Origin of the sequence: Streptomyces sp. HB132 (assembly GCF_016909575.1) — a bacterium.
Lineage (GTDB): Bacteria > Actinomycetota > Actinomycetes > Streptomycetales > Streptomycetaceae > Streptomyces.
Genome location: NZ_JAFBGA010000016.1, coordinates 89,216 through 111,141, shown reverse-complemented (window position 1 = coordinate 111,141; position 21,926 = coordinate 89,216). Strand labels below are relative to the sequence as shown.

General features: G+C 72.6%; 19 protein-coding genes. 7 read left to right on the top strand and 12 right to left on the bottom strand.

Features of this window, described 5'->3' with window-relative positions; all coding sequences use genetic code 11:
- Positions 1-16 precede the first annotated feature (16 nt).
- From JOC24_RS27510 to JOC24_RS27490, 5 genes are all read right to left on the bottom strand, one after another.
- A complete protein-coding gene (locus JOC24_RS27510; protein ID WP_205023100.1) occupies positions 17-1,411 on the bottom strand; it encodes an aldehyde dehydrogenase family protein in 1,395 nt (464 codons plus the stop codon).
- 229 nt (positions 1,412-1,640) lie between these two features.
- On the bottom strand, positions 1,641-2,894 hold the full coding sequence (locus JOC24_RS27505) for an MFS transporter (protein WP_205023099.1): 1,254 nt from the start codon (positions 2,892-2,894) through the stop codon (positions 1,641-1,643).
- On the bottom strand, positions 2,894-4,306 hold the full coding sequence (locus JOC24_RS27500) for a CitMHS family transporter (RefSeq protein WP_205023098.1): 1,413 nt from the start codon (positions 4,304-4,306) through the stop codon (positions 2,894-2,896). The genes JOC24_RS27505 and JOC24_RS27500 overlap by 1 nt, the downstream gene beginning before the upstream one ends.
- A 121-nt stretch (positions 4,307-4,427) precedes the next feature.
- Entirely contained in the window at positions 4,428-6,608 is a 2,181-nt protein-coding gene (locus tag JOC24_RS27495) for a molybdopterin-dependent oxidoreductase (protein ID WP_205023097.1), read from the bottom strand.
- A 162-nt stretch (positions 6,609-6,770) separates the two neighbouring features.
- Positions 6,771-7,400, bottom strand: a complete 630-nt coding sequence (locus JOC24_RS27490) for a TetR/AcrR family transcriptional regulator (protein ID WP_205023096.1) — start codon at positions 7,398-7,400, stop codon at positions 6,771-6,773.
- A gap of 109 nt (positions 7,401-7,509) precedes the next feature.
- Here JOC24_RS27490 and hmgA point away from each other — a divergent pair, with 109 nt between their 5' ends.
- From hmgA to JOC24_RS27475, 3 genes are all read left to right on the top strand, one after another.
- The gene (gene hmgA, locus JOC24_RS27485) at positions 7,510-8,829 is read left to right on the top strand and encodes a homogentisate 1,2-dioxygenase (RefSeq protein ID WP_205023095.1); all 1,320 of its coding nucleotides are present in this window, start codon (positions 7,510-7,512) and stop codon (positions 8,827-8,829) included.
- A gap of 58 nt (positions 8,830-8,887) precedes the next feature.
- On the top strand, positions 8,888-9,664 hold the full coding sequence (locus JOC24_RS27480; RefSeq protein WP_239581067.1) for a GntR family transcriptional regulator: 777 nt from the start codon (positions 8,888-8,890) through the stop codon (positions 9,662-9,664).
- 151 nt (positions 9,665-9,815) lie between these two features.
- Positions 9,816-11,057: a type ISP restriction/modification enzyme gene (locus JOC24_RS27475; protein ID WP_307792766.1), complete on the top strand. Its 1,242-nt coding sequence runs from the start codon at positions 9,816-9,818 to the stop codon at positions 11,055-11,057.
- Between the two features lie 235 nt (positions 11,058-11,292).
- Here JOC24_RS27475 and JOC24_RS27470 read toward each other — a convergent pair whose 3' ends face one another.
- Entirely contained in the window at positions 11,293-11,556 is a 264-nt protein-coding gene (locus JOC24_RS27470) for a hypothetical protein (protein WP_205023092.1), read from the bottom strand.
- 208 nt (positions 11,557-11,764) lie between these two features.
- Between JOC24_RS27470 and JOC24_RS27465 the strand changes: the two genes are divergently transcribed.
- The gene (locus JOC24_RS27465) at positions 11,765-12,904 is read left to right on the top strand and encodes a serine/threonine-protein kinase (protein ID WP_205023091.1); all 1,140 of its coding nucleotides are present in this window, start codon (positions 11,765-11,767) and stop codon (positions 12,902-12,904) included.
- A 58-nt stretch (positions 12,905-12,962) separates the two neighbouring features.
- Here JOC24_RS27465 and JOC24_RS27460 read toward each other — a convergent pair whose 3' ends face one another.
- A complete protein-coding gene (locus JOC24_RS27460) occupies positions 12,963-13,772 on the bottom strand; it encodes an SGNH/GDSL hydrolase family protein (RefSeq protein ID WP_205023090.1) in 810 nt (269 codons plus the stop codon).
- A gap of 367 nt (positions 13,773-14,139) precedes the next feature.
- On the opposite strand from JOC24_RS27460, the gene JOC24_RS27455 reads away from it, so the two are divergent.
- Entirely contained in the window at positions 14,140-15,234 is a 1,095-nt protein-coding gene (locus tag JOC24_RS27455; RefSeq protein WP_239581066.1) for a DUF5925 domain-containing protein, read from the top strand.
- Between the two features lie 20 nt (positions 15,235-15,254).
- Here the strand turns inward: JOC24_RS27455 and JOC24_RS27450 are convergent, their stop codons facing one another.
- Positions 15,255-15,629, bottom strand: a complete 375-nt coding sequence (locus JOC24_RS27450) for a GntR family transcriptional regulator (protein WP_205023088.1) — start codon at positions 15,627-15,629, stop codon at positions 15,255-15,257.
- Between the two features lie 94 nt (positions 15,630-15,723).
- On the opposite strand from JOC24_RS27450, the gene JOC24_RS27445 reads away from it, so the two are divergent.
- Positions 15,724-16,644, top strand: a complete 921-nt coding sequence (locus tag JOC24_RS27445; protein ID WP_205023087.1) for a GNAT family N-acetyltransferase — start codon at positions 15,724-15,726, stop codon at positions 16,642-16,644.
- Positions 16,625-17,122, top strand: a complete 498-nt coding sequence (locus tag JOC24_RS27440) for a ribonuclease FAU-1 family protein (RefSeq protein ID WP_205023086.1) — start codon at positions 16,625-16,627, stop codon at positions 17,120-17,122. The genes JOC24_RS27445 and JOC24_RS27440 overlap by 20 nt, the downstream gene beginning before the upstream one ends.
- A gap of 145 nt (positions 17,123-17,267) precedes the next feature.
- Here JOC24_RS27440 and JOC24_RS27435 read toward each other — a convergent pair whose 3' ends face one another.
- From JOC24_RS27435 to JOC24_RS27420, 4 genes are read right to left on the bottom strand one after another with little or no spacing between them, the layout of a single operon-like run.
- Positions 17,268-18,755: a trifunctional class I SAM-dependent methyltransferase/NUDIX hydrolase/VOC family protein gene (locus JOC24_RS27435; RefSeq protein ID WP_205023085.1), complete on the bottom strand. Its 1,488-nt coding sequence runs from the start codon at positions 18,753-18,755 to the stop codon at positions 17,268-17,270.
- A gap of 34 nt (positions 18,756-18,789) precedes the next feature.
- Entirely contained in the window at positions 18,790-20,277 is a 1,488-nt protein-coding gene (locus JOC24_RS27430) for a tripartite tricarboxylate transporter permease (RefSeq protein ID WP_205023084.1), read from the bottom strand.
- A 3-nt stretch (positions 20,278-20,280) separates the two neighbouring features.
- Entirely contained in the window at positions 20,281-20,811 is a 531-nt protein-coding gene (locus JOC24_RS27425) for a tripartite tricarboxylate transporter TctB family protein (protein ID WP_205023083.1), read from the bottom strand.
- Complete coding sequence (locus JOC24_RS27420) at positions 20,808-21,791, bottom strand: Bug family tripartite tricarboxylate transporter substrate binding protein (RefSeq protein ID WP_205023082.1); 984 nt, start codon at positions 21,789-21,791, stop codon at positions 20,808-20,810. Before JOC24_RS27420 ends, JOC24_RS27425 begins: the two co-directional genes overlap by 4 nt.
- Between the last annotated feature and the right edge of the window lie 135 nt (positions 21,792-21,926).

Here is a 21,926-nt window from a genome sequence, read left to right as displayed (position 1 = left end):
TGGATCGTCGGGCGGATCAGAACTGGAGGGACTTGGTCTGGAGGTACTCGGAGAGGCCGTGCGGGCCGAGTTCGCGGCCCACTCCCGACTGCTTGTAACCGCCGAAGGGTGCCAGGGGGTTGAAGCGCCCGCCGTTGATGTCGACCTGCCCGGTGTCCATGCGGCGGGCGAAGGCCACGGCCTCCTCGTCGTCCGCACCCCAGACGGCGCCGGCCAGCCCGTACACGGTGTCGTTGGCGATGCGCAGGGCGTCCTCCACGTCCTCGTACTTCAGGATCGAGAGGACCGGGCCGAAGATCTCCTCCTGCGCGATGGTCATGTCCGGGGTGACGTCCGCGAAGACGGTGGGGCTGACGTAGTAGCCCCGGCCCTCGGGGGCCTCGGGGCCTCCCGCGACGAGGCGGGCGCCCTCCTCGACACCCTTCTCGATGTAACCCCGCACCCGCGCCTGCTGCTTGGCGTTCACGAGGGGGCCGACCCGTTCCCCGGGGACGTACTTGGCGACGGCCGTCACCGCGAGGCTCACGGCCTCCTCGTACCGCTCGGCGTCGACCAGCATCCGGGTCCAGGCGCTGCACGTCTGGCCGGAGTTGGACATCACGTTGGCGACGCCGCCGTTGACGGCCTTGGCGAGATCGGCGCCGGGCAGGATCACGTTGGCGGACTTGCCGCCCAGCTCCAGGGCGACGCGCTTGACCGCCGCTCCAGCGGTCGCGCCGATCTGCCTGCCGACGGCCGTGGACCCGGTGAACGAGACCAGGTCGACGCCCTCGTGCTCGGCGAGCGCCTGTCCGGCGACCGCTCCGATGCCGGTGACGAGGTTGAAGACGCCGGCCGGCAGGCCCGCCTCCTGGGTGGCCTCGGCGAAGAGCTGGGCGGTGAGCGGGGTGTCCTCGGCCGGCTTGAGGACGACGGTGCAGCCCGCGGCCAGCGCCGGGGCCACCTTGGCGACGATCTGGTGGAGCGGGTAGTTCCAGGGTGTGATCGCGCCGACGACGCCGACGGGCTCCAGCAGGACCGTGGAGTTGCCGAGCTTCTCCTCGAAGGAGTACGAGGCCGCCAGCTCGGCGTACGAGCCGGCGACCAGCACCGGTACGCCGGCGTGCACCGTCCGGGACAGCTGCGGAGGCGAGCCGAGCTCGGCGGTGACGGTCTCGGCGATCTCGTCCCTACGGGCGGCGAGCACGTCACGCAGCGCGGCGATCCTCGCTGCGCGCTCGGCGGGCGGGGTCGCCGCCCAGCCGGGGAACGCGGCGCGTGCGGCCCGCACGGCGGCGTCGACGTCCTCGGCGGTGCCCGCCGGGACATGGCCGACGACCTGCTCGTCCGCCGGATTCACGACCGCGATCGTGTCCCGGCCGGAGGCGGGCCGCCACTCCCCGCCGATGTACATCCCGTCATGCGCCTTCATGGCTGCCCCTCCCGGGCTCGCTGTGCCTGCCGCCGAAGCCGTGCGTCGTACGGACGGATGCGTCCGGCCCCAAACTAGCGCTGTTAGTTTTTCGGCGCCAGGGAACGGCTGGAGACACAGGTCACGCATGGCCGACGGCCACACTCGCACGCCGGCCGGTAAAAGTCGCCGGGCAGGACGGGGCCGGGCTCCGCGGGCGCCCGTGGGGCGCACTCGGCGGGGTCGCGCGTCAGGTGGAGTCCCGCCGGGCGCGGGGGCGCTCGGCCCGGGGGCCGGGGGCCGGGCCGGGGGCCGGACCGGCAGCCGCGGTCCCGCCGCCGCGCAGCCCGAGGCCCGCCGCCCCGACGAGCAGCGCGCCCAGCATGACGAACGGCGCGGCGGTGCCCGCGACTCCGGCGATCAGTCCGGCCGCCGCGGGCGCCGCGACCTGACCGAGCCGGTTCCCGGTGAGCCGGAGGGCGAGCGCGGTGGAGCGGGCCGCCGCGGGTGCGGCCTGGACGACGGTGGTCATCGAGAGCGGCTGGCCGAAGCCCAGGCAGAAGCCCAGCACGGCGAGCATCACGGCGAGCCCCCACACCGGGACGGGAAGAGCGACGGCCGCGCAGAGGAGGCCGCCGAGCAGGCAGGTCACGGAGAGCAGGGCGGCCCTGCCGACCCTGCGGAGCACGGGCGTCATGACGAGCCGGCAGGCGATGGTCGCGGCGGCCCGCAGGCTGAGCAGCAGGCCGACGGTGGCGGGCGCGATCCCGCGGTGTTCGCCGACCACCGGCAGGTAGGCGGTGAGGATGTCGGTGGCGCTGAGCACGGCGAGGCTGATGAAGATGCCGGCCGGGACCCCGCGGGTGCGCAGGATGGTGCCCACCGGCACCTTCGGGGCGGCCTTCCGTGCCGATCCGGCGGTCCTGCGGTGCTCGATGCGCCACAGCGAGGTGAGGGAGACGGCGGCGACGGCCGCCGAGACGAGCAGCGCGAGGGCGCTCGTACGGGCCATCGCGCCGTCCCGCTCGGAGATGAGGTAGCCCGCGGCGATCGGTCCGATGAGCTGGCCCAGGGAGGCGCCGATGGTGAAGTGGCCGAAATTGCGGTCCTGTTCGGCGGGGGCGGACTGCCGGGCGACGAGCGACTGGGCGCCGATCACGAAGCACAGGTGGCCGAGCCCCATGACCCCGCTCCAGGCGGCCAGTGCCGTGAGGGAGCCCGAGGTGCCGCTGAGCGCGCAGCCGCCGCCGATCAGGACGACCCCGAGGGGCAGCAGGGGTGCGCAGCGGCCGTGGTCGGTCCGCCGGCCCAGCGGTACGGCGGCGAAGAGCGGCAGGAGCGCGTACACCCCCGCGATGACGCCGATCGCGCGCTCGTCGGCGCCCAGCGAGAGAGCCCGGTAGGAGACGGCGGGCCGCGCCATCGACACCGCACCCTGCGCGAAGGCGAAGGCGATGACGAGGCGCAGCAGCCAGCCCCTGCCGGGCCCTGGTTGCGGAGGCATCAGACGAGTCCGAAGAGGATGGCGGCGCCGAGGACCACCAGCGAGGTCAGCACGGCCCACTTGACGGTGAACCGGGTGTGGTCGCCGAATTCGACCTTGGCCATGCCGACCAGGACGTAGACGGCGGGGACGAGCGGGGAGGACATGTGCAGCGGCTGCCCGACGATGGAGGCCCGGGCGATCTCCAGGTGGGAGACGCCGTGGGCGGCGCCGGCCTCGGCAAGCACGGGCAGCACTCCGAAGTAGAAGCCGTCGTTGGACATGAAGTAGGTCAGAGGCAGGCTCAGCACGCCGGTGACGACGGCCATGTGCGGGCCCATGCCGTCGGGGATCGCCCCGACGAGCCAGTCCGCCATGTGTTCGACCATACCGGTGCCGGTGAGCACGCCGGTGAAGACGGCCGCGGCGAAGACCATGCCGGAGACGTTGAGCACGTTGTCGGCGTGGGCCGCGATCCTGGCCCGCTGGTCGGGCATGTGGGGGAAGTTGACGGTGAGGGCGAGGGCCGCGCCGATCAGGAAGAGCACGGGGATCGGCATGAGTTCCAGGATCATCGCGGCCAGCAGGGCCACGGTGAGGCCGGCGTTGAACCAGTAGAGCTTGGGGCGCAGCGTGGACCTGTTGGGGTCGAGCCCCTTGAACTCCTGCTCGTCGTCGTCGCCTTCGGAGACGTCCGCGCTCCCCGTGCCACCGGTGCCGGTGCCGGTGCCCTGCGGGGTCTTGGTGAGCCGGTCGCCGCCGCCCGCGCCGACGAGGACGGTCTCGGGCTCGGTCACCAGCGCCTCGTCGAGGGTGAGCATGCCGAGCCGCTTGCGCTCGCGGCGGCCCAGGACCCAGGCGAGGAGGATGACGGCGAGGAGCCCCACGGCCAGAGCGGGGATCATCGGGACGAAGATGTCGGCCGCGTCCACCTTGAGCGCGGTGGCCGCCCGGGCGGTGGGGCCGCCCCAGGGCAGGGTGTTCATGACCCCGTTCGCCGTGGCGGCGACGCAGGTCATGACGACCAGGCTCATCTTCAGCCGCTTGTAGAGCGGGTACATGGCCGAGACCGTGATCATGAAGGTGGTGGAACCGTCGCCGTCCAGCGAGACGATCGCGGCGAGGAGCGCCGTGCCGATGACGATCCGCATCGGGTCGGCCTTGCAGAAGCGCAGGATGGCCCGGACGATCGGGTCGAAGAGGCCGACGTCGATCATCACGCCGAAGTAGACGATGGCGAACATCAGCATCGCCGCGGTCGGCGCGAGCGTGCCGACCCCTTCGATGACGTAGTCACCGAGCTTCGCGCCCTGTCCGACGGCCACGCAGAACAGGGCGGGGATCAGGACCAGCGCCGCGATCGGCGACATCTTCTTCGTCATGATCAGGACCAGGAAGGTCGCGATCATCGCGAAGCCGAGGATTGTCAACATATGGGATACCTAACGTTCACCTTTGAACTCTCACCGGTGCCGGCGGTGCGGATGACGTTAGGGGCCCCCGATCGGCGTTAACAAGATGTTGACGTGTGAGCAATACGAGCAAAACCCCAGGTCAACGGATTGGTGTGACGGAGACGGGGATGGCGTTGAGCACTGCGGTGCCGGACATCGGGTCCAGGAGGGTGCCGTCCAGGAGCTGGTTCACGTTGACGCCCGGATCCGCCCCGGCGACCGACATGCGGACGCCCGGGCGGCTGTGGCCCCAGCCGTGCGGAAGGCTCACGACCCCGGTCCGTACCGAGTCGGTGATCTCGGTGGGCGCCTCGACCTCGCCGCCGGCCGCGGCGATCCGGGCGGTGTCGCCCTCGGCGAGGCCGATCCTGGCCGCGTCGTCGGGGTGGACCTGGAGGGTGCAGACGTTCGAGCCGCCGCGCAGCGCGGCGACGTTGTGCATCCAGCTGTTGTTGGACCGCAGGTGGCGGCGGCCGACGAGGACGAGTCCGGCGGGCCGCGCGCCGAGCGACGCGCGGAGCCGGGGCAGGTCGGCGGCGATCGGCGCCGGGAACAGCTCGATGCGGCCGCTGCGGGTCCTGAGCACCTGCGGGAGGCGCGGCTCCAGCGGGCCGAGGTCGATTCCGTGCGGCTGGGCGAGGAGCCGCTCCAGCGTCAGCCCGTACGGCCCGAGCCGCAGCATCAGGTCGAGGCGGCGTTCCGCGCCGGTGCGGCCGGTCAGCTCGCCTGCGAGCGCCTCGGGGGCACCCGCCCTGGTGAGCGCCGTGGTGAGGGCCAGGTCGTCGACGGCCTCCGGCGGTGCGCCGTGCATGCCGCCCACGGCGAGGATCAGCCTGGCGAGGATTTCGCTCTCGTCCATCCGTCCGTCCTCCAGCGGGACGGCGGGGCGGCTGTAGCGGACCTGGTTGCGCACCGCGAGGGAGTTGAACGCGAAGTCGAAGTGGGCGCTCTGCGAGGGGGGTGGCGGGGGCAGGACGACGTCGGCGTGCCGGGAGGTCTCGTTGAGGTACGGGTCGACGCTGACCATGAAGTCGAGGCCGTCGGCGAGTGCCCGGTCGAGGCGGTCACCGTCCGGTGCGGAGAGCACCGGGTTGCCCGCGATGACGATCAGGGCCCGGATCCTGCCCTCCCCCGGCGTCTCGATCTCCTCGGCGAGAGCGGCGGCGGGCAGTTCGCCCTTGGCCTCGGGATGTCCCGATACCCTGCTCCTCCAGCGACCGAGGGCGAAGCCCCTGCCGGGCGCGGCGGGGCGAGGGGCGCGGGCGGTGGCGGAGAGCGGGAAGAGCGCGCCGCCGGGGCGGTCGAGGTTGCCGGTGAGGATGTTGAGTACGTCGACGAGCCAGCTGGCCAGGGTTCCGTGCTCGACGGTGCAGCTTCCGATGCGTCCGTAGACCGCCGCGGTGGGTGCGGCGGCCAGTTCGCGGGCGATCGCCCGGATGGTGTCCGCGTCCAGGTCGCAGGCCTCGGCCACCGCCTCGGGGGTGAAGTCCCCCATGGCTTGCGCCAGTTCGTCGTAGCCGTCGAGGTGCTCGGCCAGCGCGCCCGGGTCGGCGAGCTTCTCCTCGACGACGACCTGGGTGAGCGCCGCGAGCAGGAGGGCGTCGGTGCCGGGCCTGATGGCGGCGTGCCGGTCGGCGAGGCGCGCGGTGCGGGTGCGGCGCGGGTCGATGACCGTGAGGGTGCCTCCCCGCCGCCGGAGCGCTTTGAGCTTGCCCGGGAAGTCGGGGGCGGTGCACAGACTGCCGTTGGACTCCAGTGGGTTGGCACCGATCAGCAGCAGGTGGGCGGTGCGGTCGAGGTCCGGTACGGGGATGGCGTTGGCGTCACCGAAGAGCAGCCCGCTGGAGACGTGCTTGGGCATCTGGTCCAGGGTGCTGGCGGAGAAGACGTTGCGTGTGCCGAGGGCGGACAGCAGGAGCGGCGGATAGAGCCCGCCGGCCATCGTGTGGACGTTGGGGTTGCCGAGGAAGACCCCGACGGCCTGCTTGCCGTGTTCCCGGACCAGAGCCGGGATCTTCGCGGCGATCGCGTCGAACGCCTCGCCCCAGGTCGCCTCGCGCAGGACTCCGTCCGTGCGGACCAGCGGGGCGCGCAGCCGGTCGGGGTCGGCGTCGAGACCGCCGAACGAGGCGCCCTTGGGGCAGATGAAGCCCCGGCTGAAGACGTCCTCGCGGTCACCGCGGGCGCCGGTGACCGTAGCCCCCTCGATGGTGAGGGTGAGTCCGCAGGTGGCCTCGCAGAGCGGGCAGACACGCAGAGCGGTGCGGGATTCGTGGGACATGGGCCCTCCCCGGGGCGGCGGTGGCGCGCGGGCTGATCCGGCGTCCCGCGGCGCGCTCGGCGGGCGCGGGCTTCCGGCGGACCGAGCATACCGACCGGTACGGATGCTGGCGAGGTGCTGGAGCCATCCGTTGTACCGCGGCTACCGCGGCTCGGGATGCGGTCATTCGAGGACCCGCGCGAGATAGGCCTGGAGCAGGACCCGGGTCTCCGCTATCAGGTCGGGGTCACCCGCGGGGTCGGTGCGGAAGGCGAGCTGGAGGAGCGCGTCGGCCGCCTGCACGCAGACGAGGACCGTGCGGAGCAGACCGGCGTCGCCGAAGGCCCCGCCGCCCGCCCTGCCGAGGTGGCCGGAGAGGAGCTCCGTGAGGTGCCCCGCGACGCGACGGTTCACCTCCTCGTCGAGCTGACCGGCGACGGGCACGGGCGGGCCGAAGTCGACCAGCGCGAAGCCGGCGACGGAGCGCTTCATCGCCAGGTACTCGTCGAGCACGGCGTCGATGGCCGCACGCCACTCCCGCTCCGGGATCGCCTCCAGCCTGGCGACGACCCGGCCCGCGTAGACGGCGAGGTTACGCTCCGCCAGGGCGTCGACCAGCGCCCTCTTGTTCGGGAAGAAGCGGTAGACGGAGCCGATCGGCACGCCGGCCCGGTCGGCCACCGCCCGGGTGGAGAGCTGTTCGTATCCGGCCTCGTCGAGCAGCGCGGCACCGGCGTCGAGGATCCGGGCGAGGCGGTCGGCGCTGCGTTGCTGCACGGGGACGCGTCGGAGGTTCGTATGAGCGTGGGACACGGCTCCATGATGCCCGTATGCCGTTGACGGGCCACGTTTCGATTCCTACGGTGATCCATAGGATTCTTCGTCAGGGGATCCATGGGACCCCATCCACCGGGAGCGCATGATGAGCGGCAACGAGCAGGCGAGGGACGCGGCGGAGAACCTCGCCCATATGTCCGGCTTCGGCAACGAGCACAGCTCGGAGGCCGTCCCGGGCGCCCTGCCGCACGGCCGGAACTCGCCCCAGCGCGCGCCCCTCGGGCTGTACGCGGAGCAGCTCAGCGGCTCGGCCTTCACCGAACCCCGCGCCCGCAACCGCCGGTCCTGGCTCTACCGGATCCGCCCCTCCGCCGCCCATCCGGCCTTCGTCCGCATCGACAACGGCACGCTGCGCACCGCGCCGTTCACCGAAACGGTCCCCGACCCCAACCGGCTGCGCTGGGACCCGCGCCCCGACCCCGCGCCGGGCACGGACTTCCTGACCGGCCTGTGGACACTGGGCGGCAACGGCGACGCCACGCAGCGCACCGGCATGGCCGTGCACCTGTACGGCGCGGACTCCTCCATGACCGACCGGGTGTTCAGCGACTCCGACGGTGAACTCCTGATCGTCCCCGAGCGCGGCGGCCTGCTGCTCCGCACCGAACTGGGCCTGCTGCGGGCCGAGCCCGGCCACGTGGCGCTGATCCCGCGTGGCGTCCGCTTCCGCGTCGAACTGCTGGACGGCACCGCGCGCGGCTATGTCTGCGAGAACTACGGGCAGCCCTTCGTCCTGCCCGACCTGGGGCCGATCGGCGCCAACGGCCTGGCAAACGCACGGGACTTCCTGGCGCCCGTCGCGGCGTACGAGGACCGCGAGGGCCCGGTCGAGGTGGTCAACAAGTTCTGCGGGAACCTCTGGTCGGCGACGTACGACCACTCGCCGCTCGACGTCGTCGCCTGGCACGGCAACCACACGCCGTACGTCTACGACCTGCGCCGCTTCAACGCGATGGGCACCATCAGCTACGACCACCCGGACCCGTCGATCTTCACCGTGCTGACCTCGCCGTCCGACACCCCGGGGCTCGCCGGTGTCGACTTCGTCGTCTTCGCCCCGCGGTGGCTGGTCGGCGAGGACACCTTCCGTCCGCCGTACTTCCACCGCAACGTCATGAGCGAGTACATGGGCCTGATCGAGGGCGCGTACGACGCCAAGGCGGGCGGCTTCGTGCCCGGCGGCGGTTCGCTGCACAACATGATGTCGGCCCACGGCCCGGACCGTGAGACCTTCGACCGGGCGAGCGCGGCGGAGCTGAGGCCGCAGAAGATCGACGACGGCCTGGCCTTCATGTTCGAGACGCGCTGGCCGGTCACGGCGACCGCGCAGGCAGCGGGCGCCGACCACCTGCAACGCGGTTACGACGACGTGTGGCAGGGTCTGAGCGGCAACTTCCGGCCATGAGATCGTGCCGCCGGCCGGGCGGCACGGCGCCTCACCGCAGAGAGACCAGGTGAACCGGATGGATCAGGTGAACGAGGCGGGCCGGACACCCGGCTTCGCCCCCGACTCCCTGGTGCTGAACCGGAAGCTCCCCCTCTGGTACCAGGTCTCGCAGTCCCTGCGTGCCTCCATACTGGGCCGCCCCCAGGACGCCTCGACGCGACTGCCCACCGAGGAACAGCTCGCCGCGCACTACGGCGTGAGTGTCCTCACCATGCGCCAGGCCCTGAAGGAGCTGGAGAACGAGGGGCTGATCAGCCGGCACCGTCGGCGCGGCACGTTCATCGAGCCGCGCGCCCGGCGGGTGTCGCCGGTCCGGCTGCTGGGTTCGATCGACGCGATCGTCGCCCAGCAGTCGGGCGAGCGGACCACCGTGCTCGGCCATGGCCGGGCGTCCGTCCCCGGTGATCTCGCCGAATTCTTCCCGGGCTGTACCGAGGTGGTCAGCTACCGGCGGCTGCGCTTCGACGAGGGGACGGGCGAGCCCACCAACTGGGCGGAGAACGCGGTGCGCCCGGAGATCGCGGCACGGCTCGACGTGGCCGATCTGGAGCGGTGGCCGATGACCAAGGTGCTGCGCGACGCCGTCGGCGTACGGATCTCCCAGATCACCGACACCGTGGAGGCGCGCCTCGCCGACCCCGTCACGGCCGAGCTGCTCCAGGTCCCGCTGCTGAGCCCGATCCTGCACTACACCGGCGTGACGTACGACGAGGACGGCACGGTGGTGGACGTCGCCCGCATCCGCTACCGGGGCGACCGCTTCTCCTTCTCCGTGACCGTCGACGCGCACTGACGCCGTGAGCCGCGGCCGGCGTTCGTCACGAACGGCGGGCCGTCGCCGGGGACGGCGGCCGGTCGTCACGATGCCGGGCCGTAGTCACGACGGCGGGCCCTGTCGTTACGATGCCGGGGGCGGCGGACGTGGCGACGGGGAGGACGACACGGTGGCAGCACAGGTGGCGGCCGGAGCCGGCGGGGGCGGTGCGCTCCCGCTGCTGGACGACCTCATGCCGTGGTCGGTGCGGCCGCTGAGAACGGGGCGCGCCTGGGTGACCGCGCCCGACGCCGCCTCGCTCCGGGCCCGTTGGGACCTGCTGGCGGCGGCGGAAGGCGCCGAGCAGGAGCGCCTGTTCCGGCCCAGCCGCTCCCGTACGCCGCTGACCCCGGCCGCCTCTCTGCCGGGCCGGCGGCCCACCGGCACGAGCGCGTTCGCCCGGGACCCCGGCCCGTACCCCGAACCGGTACGGATCCTGCACGGCGCCTTCGACGAGCAGTGGCTGATTCCCGACCACCGGCTGCTCGACGCGGCCCGCCCCGAGCTGTGGCGGGTCGCCGACGCACACCAGCTCTTCGCCGTCGAGCACGGGTACGTCCCCCAGGACGGCGGCCCCGCCCTTTCCGCGACCGCGCTGCTGCCCGACGGTCTCTCCCCCGCCGGGCGGCCCGGCCGGATACGGCCGCTCTACCGGCGGCCGGGCGGACGGGAACCCAATCTCGCACCGGGCCTGTCCGCACTGCTGGCCGCCAGGTACGGGGTGCCGGTCACGGCCGAACACGTCCTCGCCTGGGTCCTCGCCGCGGCGCTCCCCTCCCCCGCCGGCCCCCTCGTCCCGCTGCCCGCCGACGGCGGACCGTGGGCGCAGGGCGTGGAGCTCGGCCAGGAGCTGCTGCGCCTCCATCTGCGCGGGGCACGGGGCGGCGAACGCCCACGCATGCCCGGCGGCCGTCGCCCGTACGTGCGGGCCGCGATCCCGCCCCGGCCGGCCGGCCCGCACTACGACGCCGCCGAGGAGGCGATCGTCCTCGGCGAGGGGCGCGTATCGCCCGTGCCCAGCGGGGCCTGGGACTTCCGGGTCAGCGGGGTACGGGTGCTGGAGCTCTGGCTCGGGCGGCGCACGGCGACGCCTGAAGGGACGCCGGCACAGGGGCTGGAGGCGGTGGGGCCGCGCGACTGGCCGCAGGAGCGGACCTCGGAACTGCTGGAACTGGTCAGTGTCCTGGCGCTGCTCGCCGGACTGCGGCCCCGGCAGCAGGCGCTGCGGGAGCGGCTCGAGCGGGCGGACGTCCTGACCCGGGACGGGCTGCGCAGCGCCGGGCTGCTTCCCGTGGCCGCCGCGGCCCGGCTTCCGGCATCCGTGCTGGACCACCAGGAGGAGGGGCCGGAGGGGCAGTTCGCGCTGCTGTGAGCTTGCGCGTCCCGTCGCGGAGGACTCGCAGAACCGCGGTGGGCGTCCCGTCGGCCGCGGGTGGGCCGGGCGGGGAGAGCCGGCGCCGATGGGTGCCCTGCCGAGGCGGTGGAACACACCGACGCAACACTGCCGTTCCCTGGGGATGACGGGCGGACAGCAGCACTGCGCCGGGACGAAGTGATCGTGGCCACGGCCCTGAGCGAAGGGCCGGACCGGTCGTGACAGCCGTCGGTCAGCGGCGGCTGCCGAAGAGCGAGCGCCGCAGTCGCCGCAGGGGGGCGAAGAGCGAGACACGCGCGCTCCTGCTCCTGCGGGTGTGCGCGGCATCGCGCGAGGTGAGCTCGAGCATCAGCAGCGTCGCTTCCGCCGACTCACGGCGCGGAACGGCGGGACCGCCCAGCACTGCGAGATGGCGGTCGAGGCGCGAACTGGTCGCACCGCTCCCACATGTGATGGCAGGCACACGCGGCCTGCTGCGCACCGTTATCTGTTCCATGTCACTCCCCACCCGTACGAGGGCACCCGGCCCGGGCAGGTTAACCCTATCGTCCCGCGGTGACACTCGTGTATCCCGGCCGCAGGATTACATACCCGTGCACGGGTGCTGACGGCCCGTTATCGGATCCTGTCGGTTCCGGGGCGGGTTGAGTTAGCTTGGAAGGGATTCGTCCTTACCCCGCACCGCTGTTGACGGAGGGTCACCGATGAGCGAAGTCCCGGGCACCGGACGTGTGATCGCGGATCGCTACCGACTCCTGGACCCCCTGGGCGAGGGCAGGGCGGGGATCGTGTGGCGGGCCCGCGACGAGGTGCTGGGGCGCGAGGTGGCCGTGAAGGAGGTGCCGGCCCCGGTGGACGCATCCGCCGGCGGCGCCGGGCGGCCGCACTCCCGCCTGGAGCGCGAGGCCCGGACGGCGGCCCGTGTCTCGCACCGCAACGTCGTCGCCGTCCATGACGTGGTCGTCCAGGATTCCCGGCCCTGGATCGTCATGGACCTCGTCCGCGGGCTGGCCCTGTCAGATGTGCTGGACGCCGACGGTCCGCTGTCCCCGCGGCGCGCGGCCCGGATCGGCGCCGAGGTGCTCGCGGCGCTGCGCGGCGGCCATGAGGCCGGTGTGCTGCACCGGGACGTGAGGCCGGGCAACGTCCTGCTGGCCAACGACGGCAGGGTGATGCTGAAGGACTTCGGCATCACCACGGCCCGGGAAGGGCCGGCACCCACCGCGACGGGAGAGCCGGCGGGCTCACCGGGACACCTCGCGCCCGAGTGCGCGCGGGGGCGCGCACCTGGGCCCGAATCCGACCTCTGGTCGCTCGGAGTGCTTCTGTACGCCGCCACCGAGGGGCAGTCACCGTTCGGCGGGGGCACCCCCGGGGGCAGCGCGGACGACGACGAGCCGCTGCCGCTCCGGCGAGCCGGCGCGCTCGCCCCCGTCATCGAGGGACTGTTGCGCAGTGATCCGGCCGAGCGGCTCACCGCCGCCGAGGCGGAGCGTCGGCTGCGGATCCTGGCCGCCGGCGGGACCGGCTCACCCGGGGGCGGGGCGGCGGGCCCGCCGCCCGTACCGACGAGCGGCGAGGACTCCGTGGCAGGGGGGTCCGAACCCGCCGAGGGCATGCCGGAACCGGTCGGGCGCACGAAGCGCACGGGCGTACTGGTGGCCGTCGGGGTGGTCGTCTCGCTGCTCGTCGCAGGCGCCCTGGCCTGGGCGCTGACGGACGACGACGGCACGGACGGGAGAAGTGACGGGAAAGCCGTGACGAGCACATCGGCGAGTGGCGCACCGGCGCCGGTGCCGGTGCGCCAGAACCCCTCCGGGGCACACGGGGAGGGGACTCCGTAGACCGGAGCCCCCTCCTCGGCGGACAACCGAACCGGCGCGCCGCGCTACCGGAGGACGGTCAGGCCTTCGAACTGAGGACGGGCAGGTAGCCGCCCGACTGCCCGGCGGCGGTCGGGTGGTAGGACTCCCCGATGTTGAGCCAGTTCACACTGTGCAGCCAGGCGCTGCCCGAGCAGATCTCGTGCCCGGTGAAGGTCGAACTGACGTCGCCCCAGGTGAAGCCGTGATCGGCCGCGCGCTTGGCTGTGGCGGCGTTGAGGTAGTCGGCTGCACCGTTGATGGCGGTGCGCTCCTTCTCGCTGAGACCGGCGACGCAGTTGCCGCCGATCTTGTAGAAGCGGGGGTAACCGAGGACGACGACGTGGGCGGAGGGTGCCTTGGCGCTGATCGCCGAGTAGACGGAGTCCAGTTTGCCGGGGAGGGTCGAGTCGACGTAGGCGCGGGCGGTGGCGATCCGGCTCAGACAGGTCGTCTCGGACTGCAGCACGCAGGTGGTCATGACATCGGCGAAGCCCGCGTCGTTGCCGCCGATGGAGATCGAGACGAGATCGGTGGCGGAGTTGAGGGGTCCGAGCTGACCGGCCGTGACGTCGCCGGTCCTGGCTCCCGAACAAGCGGTGAACGCGAACGAGGCGGGGTTGTTGGCCGCCTTCCAGAGGGCGGGATAGGCGCGGGTGCTGCGCTTGCAGTCACCGCTGGCACTGTCGTAACTGCCGGCACCGACGCCCGACGAGTACGAGTCCCCCAGGGCCACGTAGTCGACGGACTGCACGGATTCCTGGGCCTGGGCCACGCCCGCACCGGTCAGAGCGAGAACGGTGCCGAGCAGGAGAGAGGACGAGAACGCCACGAGTCTGGACATTTTCATGGAACCTCCTTGGGCAGGATCTCTGCCTACTCCGTGGTAGCAGTACGGGCCCGATTTCCGGAAGTGTCCATGCCAAAAAGCTTCGACAGGGTCCGGACGCCGTACTCCTGGCGACACGTCATATCGGAACCCGACATCCCACGCACCAGTGGTGAAATCGCCCGCGCGGTCATCCGCCGTGGGACGGCGCACGGTTGGGGGCCGTACGGCACGCGCGGCGTCCTGGACCCGGCGCTCACCGCGAGGTTCGCCTCCGTGCGCGGCACGCGTACGCTGCGCCGCGGGCCCGGCCACTCGGACCCACCACCCGGGTGCGGCTGCTGAAACCCGGGTGCGCGGGGTGCCTCCGTGGCGGATCATTGCCGCCATGTCTGCCAACCCCGAGTCCGCCCTGCCGATCCGGATCAACGTCGATGACAGCGATTCGCCGTCCGACGTCGTGGAGGCACTGTTCCTGGGCCGCTTCGTGACGGGCGAGCAGCCTCACTCCCACAGCTCCTCCCTCGACCGGGTCAAGTCGGGGGCCACCCTGCTGCCCGCGGCCGCCCGGGTGCTGAGGTCCGCCCGCGACGACGACCGCAACGCGACCCTCGCCGAGGGTGACGGGTGGACGCTGCTGGTCTCGCGGTGGAAGCGGGGCGCCGACGTCACGGTCACCGCCACCACTCCCGAGCTGGCCCGGAAGATCCTCTCCGAGGCGACCGACGAGGCCCAGGACGAGCCGGAGCCGCAGCCGGACAACGTGCCCATGGGCTTCTGGTACGTCTCACCGCGCCGCGGCCCGCACCGCACCACCCGGCAGATCGCCGCCGGCACCTGGGACGAGGTCCGGCACAACTACACGGCTCCGGTGGCCGACGCCATGGACGGGCTGATGAAGGTCACCCCCGACGACATCTCCGGCCGGCTGCTCCTGCTGCACGGCCCTCCGGGCACCGGCAAGACCTCGGCGCTGCGTACCCTCGCCCGCTCCTGGCGGGACTGGTGCCAGGTCGACTGCGTCCTGGACCCGGAGCGGCTCTTCAACGACGTGGGCTATCTGATGGACATCGCCATCGGTGAGGACGACGGTTCGGCCAAGGGACGGTGGCGGCTGTTGCTCCTGGAGGACTGCGACGAGCTGATCCGCGGCGAGGCGAAGCACACGGCGGGTCAGGCACTGTCGCGGCTGCTCAATCTGACGGACGGGCTGCTCGGCCAGGGCCGTAACGTGCTGGTGGGGTTGACCACCAATGAGGACCTGGAGCGGTTGCACCCCGCAGTGGTCAGGCCGGGCCGTTGTCTGGCGCGCATCGAGGTCGGCTCGCTGACCCGGGCGGAGTCGGCGTCCTGGCTGGGCACCGAGGAGGGGCTGGGCCGCGAGGGTGCGACGCTCGCCGAGCTGTACGCCCTTCGGCGGGGCAAGGGGCCGGCGTCGGTGCCCAAGCAGGACGTGGGGGCGGACGCGGGTCTCTACCTGTGAGCGGCCGGCGTCCCCGCGCGCTACCGCACATAGGCCGCCCGTACGGCGTCCTCCGCCAGGGCCAGCGCGTCGGCCCGGGAGATGCCGAGGCGCCGGGCCTGCTCGGCGTACTCCTGCGCCGCCGTGGCGGCGTGGCGGGCCGCCGCGTCCCCCGCGGCTGCGACGAACGTCCCGTTGCGGCCTCGGGTCTCGATCACCCCGTCGGTCTCCAGCGCGCGGTACGCCTTGGCCACGGTGTTGGCGGCGAGGCCCAGTTCCCCGGCCAGGCCTCGTACGGTCGGGAGGCGGTGGCCGACGGGCAGGGCGCCTGAGCGGGCCTGTTCGGAGAGCTGCGCGCGCAGCTGCTCGTACGGGGCGGTGGCGGAGTCCGGGTCAACGGCGATCTTCAGGGTCACGCGCCGATTCTGTCCCACCCGGGGGCTGTCCCGTCACCGGCCCGCCGCCGGAAACTCGGAGGCGCCGCTCCGTACCCCGCGTTACCGTCCGCCCATGACGGTACTGGTGCGCGACTTCCTTCCCGCTGACGCGGAGGCCTGGGTGCGGGTGCGGCGTGCGGCGCTGCCGTACATGGTGACGACTCCGGAGCAGGTCCTGCGCGACCTGGCCGACGCTCACCCCGACCGGCACTACCGGCTGCTGGTCGCGGAGGAGGACGGCGAGGTGATCGGCACGGCGCAGGTCGGCATCTCCCACGAGAGCCCGAAGCCGGGCCAGGGTTTCTGCAATCCGTACGTCCATCCGGACCGGAGGCGGCGGGGCGCGGGGTCGCTGCTGGTGCGGGCCGGTGAGGAGTATCTGGCCGGTGCCGGTGCGAGTGCCGTCTACACCTGGGTGCTCGACGAGCCGGCCGACCGCGCGTTCGCCGGGAAGCGCGGCTTCGAGGCGCGCAGGCCCGCGCACTTCCTGCGTCTCGGCCTGACGGACGGTTCGCTGCCGCCGCTCCGGGAGCTCCCCGCCGGGGTCGCACTGCTCACCGCGGCCGACTTCGAGGACGATCCACGACCGCTGTTCGAGGCCGACGCGGCGACGACCGCGGACGAGCCGAGCGACACCCCGGTGGAGTTCTCCGACTACGAGGACTGGCTGGCCACGACCTGGCGGCGGCCGGCCTTCGACCGCGCGCTCACCACGGTCGTGACGGTGGACGGACAGGTCGCTGCGTTCAGCGCGGCGGAGACCGACGGCACGACCCGCTACTGGTCCGCGATGACCGGCACCCTGCGTGCCTTCCGGGGCAGAGGACTGGCGAAGCTCGCCAAGAACGCCTCGCTGCACCGGGCGCGGGCGGCCGGGTACACGGACGCCTACACCGGTAACGACGCCGGCAACGGCCCGATGCTGGCGGTCAACCGCTGGTTCGGCTACGAGATCTGCGCCACGGAGGTGCGCCATGTCCACGAGATCGGCTGACCCCGCCACGTTGACGGTGGCACTGGTCAAGGCGGGCCGTACGAAGATCCGTTACCCGGCGGAGCCGGTCGCCGACGACGGAACCCGGATCACCGTCCGGGCCCCGTGGGCCGCCCCGGGGGCACGGGACTTCGGATTCGTACGGTTCGAGCCGGGCGACGTCTTCACCGAGCACTACTGGCGCGACCGGTGGTACGCGGTGAAGGAGGTCCGCACCGGAGCCGGACAGCTGAAGGGCTGGTACTGCGACATCACCCGGCCCGCGGTACTGCGGGGATCCGAACTCCTGGTGGAGGACCTGGACCTGGACCTGTGGGTGTCGGCGGACGGCTCGTCCGTACTGCGCCTGGACGAGGACGAGTTCGAGGAGAGCGGCCTCGCCGGCAGGGACCCCCTGGCGGCGGAGGCGGCCGTGCGGGCCCTGGACGGGCTGGAGCACCTCGCCCGCACCGAGGGCCTGGCGGGGCTGGTGCGCTGAGCCCGGCGGCCCGGGCGGCGTTCGGCCTTCCCCGTCCGGCCGTCGGCGTGTCCGGGCGGTGCGTACGGCGACATGGACGGCCGCCGTCCGTGGGGTGGGCACGCCCCTCGCGTCTCCCGTACCCGTGAGTGGGACGGGCGGGCTCTCAGGGGGCGACCAGCTCCACCTCGTGCCCCGCCGTGTCCGCCAGACGGGCCGTACGGCACCCGCTGCCGTCCGCCGCCGCACGGCCGTCGGGCGGCAGCGGCCTCCAACCGTGTGCCGGGGCGTCCGCCACCAGTGCGTCCAGCGTGGCACGGTCGCGTACGTGGAACGCCGGGCGGCCGGTGCCGGGGCGCGGCGCGTCGCCGTTGCCGTTCCCGTCGCCGGGCGGGACGGGTGCGTGCTCGACCGCCACATGGCTGTCGCCGTGCCGCCAGCTCCGGCCCTGCGCCCAGCGCTGGTACGGGACATGGCCGAGCCGGCCGAGCAGCCAGCCCCACTCCGCGTCGGCCACGGCCAGGTCGGGCACCGGCAGCCGCAGGTGGTGGAGCCGGCCGGTGGGGGCCGCCGACACCGGCAGCGGGACGGCTCGCCGTGTGCCTCGCGGTGCGTACGCGACGGTGTCGGCGTCCTCGTGCCAGTGGATCAGGAAGCGCTGCCCGGCGCGGTATCCGTCGAGGCCCTCGCGGCAGTACGCCACCATGTCGTCGGGCAGCGCGTCCAGGGGGTACCAGGCGAGCTCGGAGCACTTGTCGGGCTCTGCGTTGCGGGGCGGGCGCCCGGGATCGAGGTCGGCCTCGAAGAACCAGCCCATCCTGGGGTTTCCGCCCGGCCCCCGGTGCTGCATGACCAGGGCCACCCGGAGCTTGTCCGGGGCCAGCTCGACCCCGATCTCCTCGGCGGTCTCCCGGATCATCGCCTCCCGCACGTCCTCGCCGTCCTCCGCGTGCCCGGAGGGGGCGTGGAGCAGCCCGTCCGCGTACCCCGTGCCGGCTCGCCGGGCGAGCAGCACGTCGGAGCCCCTGCGCAGGATCAGGTGGACGTCGACGACCTCGGTGTGGCGGTGGGGCGGCTCGGCGCGGGCCACCAGGGCGTACCGCTCGTCGTCGACCTCCCTGCCCCAGAGCCGGGAGTCCCCGGAGAGCGGCTCGTGGTGGACGCGCTCCGTGTGCTCGGCGAGGAGCGAGGTGAGACGGGCGGCGGAGAGTCCGGTGCCGTTCCACACGCCTTCGACGAGTACCAGCCGGCCGCCCGGCCGCAGCAGGGAGAACCAGAGCCTCAGGGCGGCCGCAGGGTCGGGCAGCAGCCACACCGTGTGCCGGGCGAGGATCACGTCGAACCGCTGGGTGCCGACCGGTGGGTCCCCGGCGTCGCCGACGAGCACCTCGGTGCCGGTCCCGGCCAGCTTGGCCCGCGCCTGTTCCACCATGCGCGGCGACCGGTCGACGGCCGTCACGCGGTGCCCCTGGCAGGCGACGAGCAGAGCCAGGCTGCCCGTACCGCATCCGAGGTCGAGGACCGTGGAGCGCGCGGTGGGCAGCCAGGTCTCCATGCGCCGCGCCCAGGCGTCGCGGACCGCGGGGTCGCGCAGCCCGTGGTCGGGTTCCTCGTCGAAGGAGTCGGCGGCGGCATCCCAGTCGATCGTCGTCATGACCGAAATCCTCTCAGCCGCCGCTGACATCCCCTCATGCCTGATTGCGTCCGAGCACCTTCCTCACCAGGGGCCACGCCAGGATCAGCGCGACGATGACGTACACGGTCACCGAGAACGGGGTGTCGACCAGGCCCGTCACGCTGCCGTCGCTGATCTGGAGGGCGCGCCGCAGCTGCTGCTCGGCGGACGGCCCGAGGATGACCGCGATGATCGCGGGGAGCACGGGCAGTCCGTACCGCCGCATTCCGAAGCCGATCAGTCCGATCACCAGCAGGATCACCAGGTCGACGGCCTCCCCGCCGACCGCGTACGCGCCGACGGCGGCGAAGAACAGGATGCCCGCGTAGAGGTAGGGACGCGGGATCCGCAGCAGCTTCGCCCACAGCGGCGCGAGGGGCAGGTTCAGCGCGAGGAGCAGCACCATGCCGACGAAGAGCGACGCGATCAGGCCCCACACCAGCTCGGGCTCACGCTCGAACAGCAGCGGGCCGGGCTGGATGCCGTACTGCTGGAAGGCGGCCAGCATGACGGCGGCGACGGCCGTGGTGGGCAGGCCGAGCGTGAGCATGGAGACCAGGGTTCCGGCGGCGGAGGCGGAGGCCGCCGACTCCGGGCCGGCGACACCCTCGATGGCGCCCTTACCGAACTCGTCGCGGTGCTTGGAGAGCCGCTTCTCCGTGACGTACGAGAGGAAGGTGGGGATCTCCGCGCCGCCCGCCGGGATCGCGCCGAACGGGAAGCCGATGAGGGGCCCGCGCAGCCAGGACTTCCAGGTGCGCCGGACGTCGGACCGGCCGAGCCAGGGGCGGCCGACGGGGATCGGCTTTCCCGCGGAGCGGCGCAGGTGTGCGGCGACCCAGAGGGCCTCCCCGATGGCGAACAGCCCGACCGCCACGATCACCACGTCGATGCCGTCGGCCAGTTGGAGCGAGCCGAAGGTGAGGCGCTGCTGTCCCGTCATCTGGTCCAGGCCGACGAGGCCGATGGTGAGACCGATGAGGAGCGAGGCGAGGCCGCGGATGCGGGAGGAGCCGAGGACGGAGGTGACGGCGATGAACGCCAGCACCATGATGGCGAAGTAGTCGGGTGCGCCGATGTCGACCGCGAGCGAGGCGACGGTCGGGGCGAGCACGACCAGCAGGATCGTGCCGATCATGCCGCCGGCGAAGTGGCCGATCGCGGCGGCGGCCAGCGCCTGCGCACCGCGTCCGGCCTTCGCCATCGGGTTGCCCTCGATCGCGGCGACGACGGCCGCGCTCTCCCCCGGGGTGTTGAGGAGGATCGAGGTGGTGGAGCCGCCGAACATCGCGCCGTAGTAGATCCCGGCGAACATGATGAAGGCACCGGTCGGTTCGAGGCCGTACGTCACCGGGAGCAGCAGCGCCACGGCCATGGCGGGGCCGATGCCGGGAAGGACGCCGATCGCCGTGCCGAGCAGGACGCCGAGCGCGGCCCAGAGCAGGTTGACCGGCGTGAGCGCCGTGCCGAACCCGTCGATGAGGGAGTTGAGGGAATCCATCGGTCAGAGCACCCCCATCAGCGGGCCGCCCGGGAGGGGCACCCCGAGCAGGTTGTCGAAGACGAAGTAGGTCATCAGGGAGAGCCCGGCCGCGATCAGCGGATCACGGTCGTGGTGGCGGCTGCCCAGGGCGTAGGCCGAGCCCCAGAAGAGGAGGGCGCCGGAGATCGGGAAGCCGAGCGGGCCGATGAGGACGGCGAAGGCGAGGAAGACGCCGGTGAGCAGGGCGACGGTGCGCCAGTCGGCGGGTTCGTCGAGGTCGACGTCCTCGCCGCCCTCCGCCTCGCCGCGGCCGCCGCGCAGGACGTCGACGGCCAGCAGCACGGCGACGGCCAGCAGCCCGATGCCGACGACGACGGGGACCGTCCGGGGGCCTACGGGGCCGCGCTGGGTGATGTCCACGCTCATCGTCAGGGCGTCGGTCAGGACGAGGACGCCCAGCACGAGCAGCATGACGCAGACGCCGAGTTCGGAGTGCTCGCGGAGCCAGGAACGCGCGGTGACGGGCCGGGAGGGGGTGTTCTCGTCGCTCACAGTCCCAGCTCCTTGAGGACGGTGACGACCCTGCGGTCCTGGGCGTCCAGGAAGTCACCGAAGTCGTCGCCCGCGAGGAAGGCGTCGTCCCAGCCGTTCTTCTTCATGGACTCACGCCACTGCTTCGAGTCGTGCAGTTCGCTCACCAGTCCGACGAGCTTGTCGCGTTCGGCGTCGGAGAGCCCGGGCGGGGCGACGATGCCGCGCCAGTTGGTGAAGTCGGTGTCGAGACCGGCCTCACGGAGGGTGGGCGCGTCGAGGCCCGGGACACGCTTCGGGCCGGTGACGGCGAGCAGGCGCAGCTCACCGGACTCGATCTGGTCGAGGTACTCACCGACGCCGGAGACGCCGAAGCCGACCTTGTTGCCGAGGATCGAGGCGAGCAGTTCGCCGCCGCCGTCGAAGGGGATGTAGTTGACGTCCTTCGGTGCGATCCCGGCCGCCTTCGCCATCAGCATGGGTGCCAGGTGGTCGGGACCGCCGGGCGAGGAGCCGCCGCCGACCGGTATCTTCCCCGGGTCCTTCTTCCAGGCGGTGAGCAACTGGTCGATCGTCCTGTAGGGGGAGTCCTTGGCGACGACGACGATGTCCTGCTCCTCGGTGAGCCGGGCGATCGGGGTCGTGTCGGCGAGGGTCTTGGGCGACTTGTTGGTGTTCACTGCGCCCACGACCCCGAGCCCCATGGACATGGCGAGCTTGCCGTTGCCGTGCTCGGCGACCAGCCGGGTCACACCGACGGTGCCGCCCGCGCCGGGCAGGTTGAACACCTCGATGCCGTGGGTGAGCCCCGCGTCCTCGGCGTTCTTCGCCGCGGTACGCGCCGTGATGTCGTAACCGCCGCCGGGTGTGTTGGGAACCATGAAGCGCAGTCCGGGGATCTGCGTGCCGGAGTCGGAACCGCTGCCGGTGGAGAGCAGCGGTGGCCCGACGGCCACCAGCAGCGCTGCCCCGAACAGGGCGAGTGGAGTGCGCAGTCGCACCGGGTGCCGCCTTTCGAGCCCTACGTGGAGGGGTGTGAACGGGTGTGAGGTGGCCCACATGTTGCCTGCGCGTTAACGAGCTGTCGCCGTTCCGGAATCAATGGACGTTGTGGTCGTTGTGGTCGCGCCCTAGCG

Excerpts from the sequence above, each read along its gene's own strand:
- JOC24_RS27430 (WP_205023084.1), bottom strand. The coding sequence starts at position 20,277 with ATGGATTCCCTCAACTCCCTCATCGACGGGTTCGGCACGGCGCTCACG.
- JOC24_RS27445 (WP_205023087.1), top strand. The coding sequence starts at position 15,724 with ATGACGGTACTGGTGCGCGACTTCCTTCCCGCTGACGCGGAGGCCTGG.
- JOC24_RS27460 (WP_205023090.1), bottom strand. The coding sequence starts at position 13,772 with ATGAAAATGTCCAGACTCGTGGCGTTCTCGTCCTCTCTCCTGCTCGGC.
- JOC24_RS27455 (WP_239581066.1), top strand. The coding sequence starts at position 14,140 with ATGTCTGCCAACCCCGAGTCCGCCCTGCCGATCCGGATCAACGTCGAT.
- JOC24_RS27510 (WP_205023100.1), bottom strand. The coding sequence starts at position 1,411 with ATGAAGGCGCATGACGGGATGTACATCGGCGGGGAGTGGCGGCCCGCC.
- hmgA (WP_205023095.1), top strand. The coding sequence starts at position 7,510 with ATGAGCGGCAACGAGCAGGCGAGGGACGCGGCGGAGAACCTCGCCCAT.
- JOC24_RS27465 (WP_205023091.1), top strand. The coding sequence starts at position 11,765 with ATGAGCGAAGTCCCGGGCACCGGACGTGTGATCGCGGATCGCTACCGA.
- JOC24_RS27505 (WP_205023099.1), bottom strand. The coding sequence starts at position 2,894 with ATGCCTCCGCAACCAGGGCCCGGCAGGGGCTGGCTGCTGCGCCTCGTC.
- JOC24_RS27480 (WP_239581067.1), top strand. The coding sequence starts at position 8,888 with ATGGATCAGGTGAACGAGGCGGGCCGGACACCCGGCTTCGCCCCCGAC.
- JOC24_RS27470 (WP_205023092.1), bottom strand. The coding sequence starts at position 11,556 with ATGGAACAGATAACGGTGCGCAGCAGGCCGCGTGTGCCTGCCATCACA.
- JOC24_RS27500 (WP_205023098.1), bottom strand. The coding sequence starts at position 4,306 with ATGTTGACAATCCTCGGCTTCGCGATGATCGCGACCTTCCTGGTCCTG.
- JOC24_RS27435 (WP_205023085.1), bottom strand. The coding sequence starts at position 18,755 with ATGACGACGATCGACTGGGATGCCGCCGCCGACTCCTTCGACGAGGAA.
- JOC24_RS27495 (WP_205023097.1), bottom strand. The coding sequence starts at position 6,608 with ATGTCCCACGAATCCCGCACCGCTCTGCGTGTCTGCCCGCTCTGCGAG.
- JOC24_RS27440 (WP_205023086.1), top strand. The coding sequence starts at position 16,625 with ATGTCCACGAGATCGGCTGACCCCGCCACGTTGACGGTGGCACTGGTC.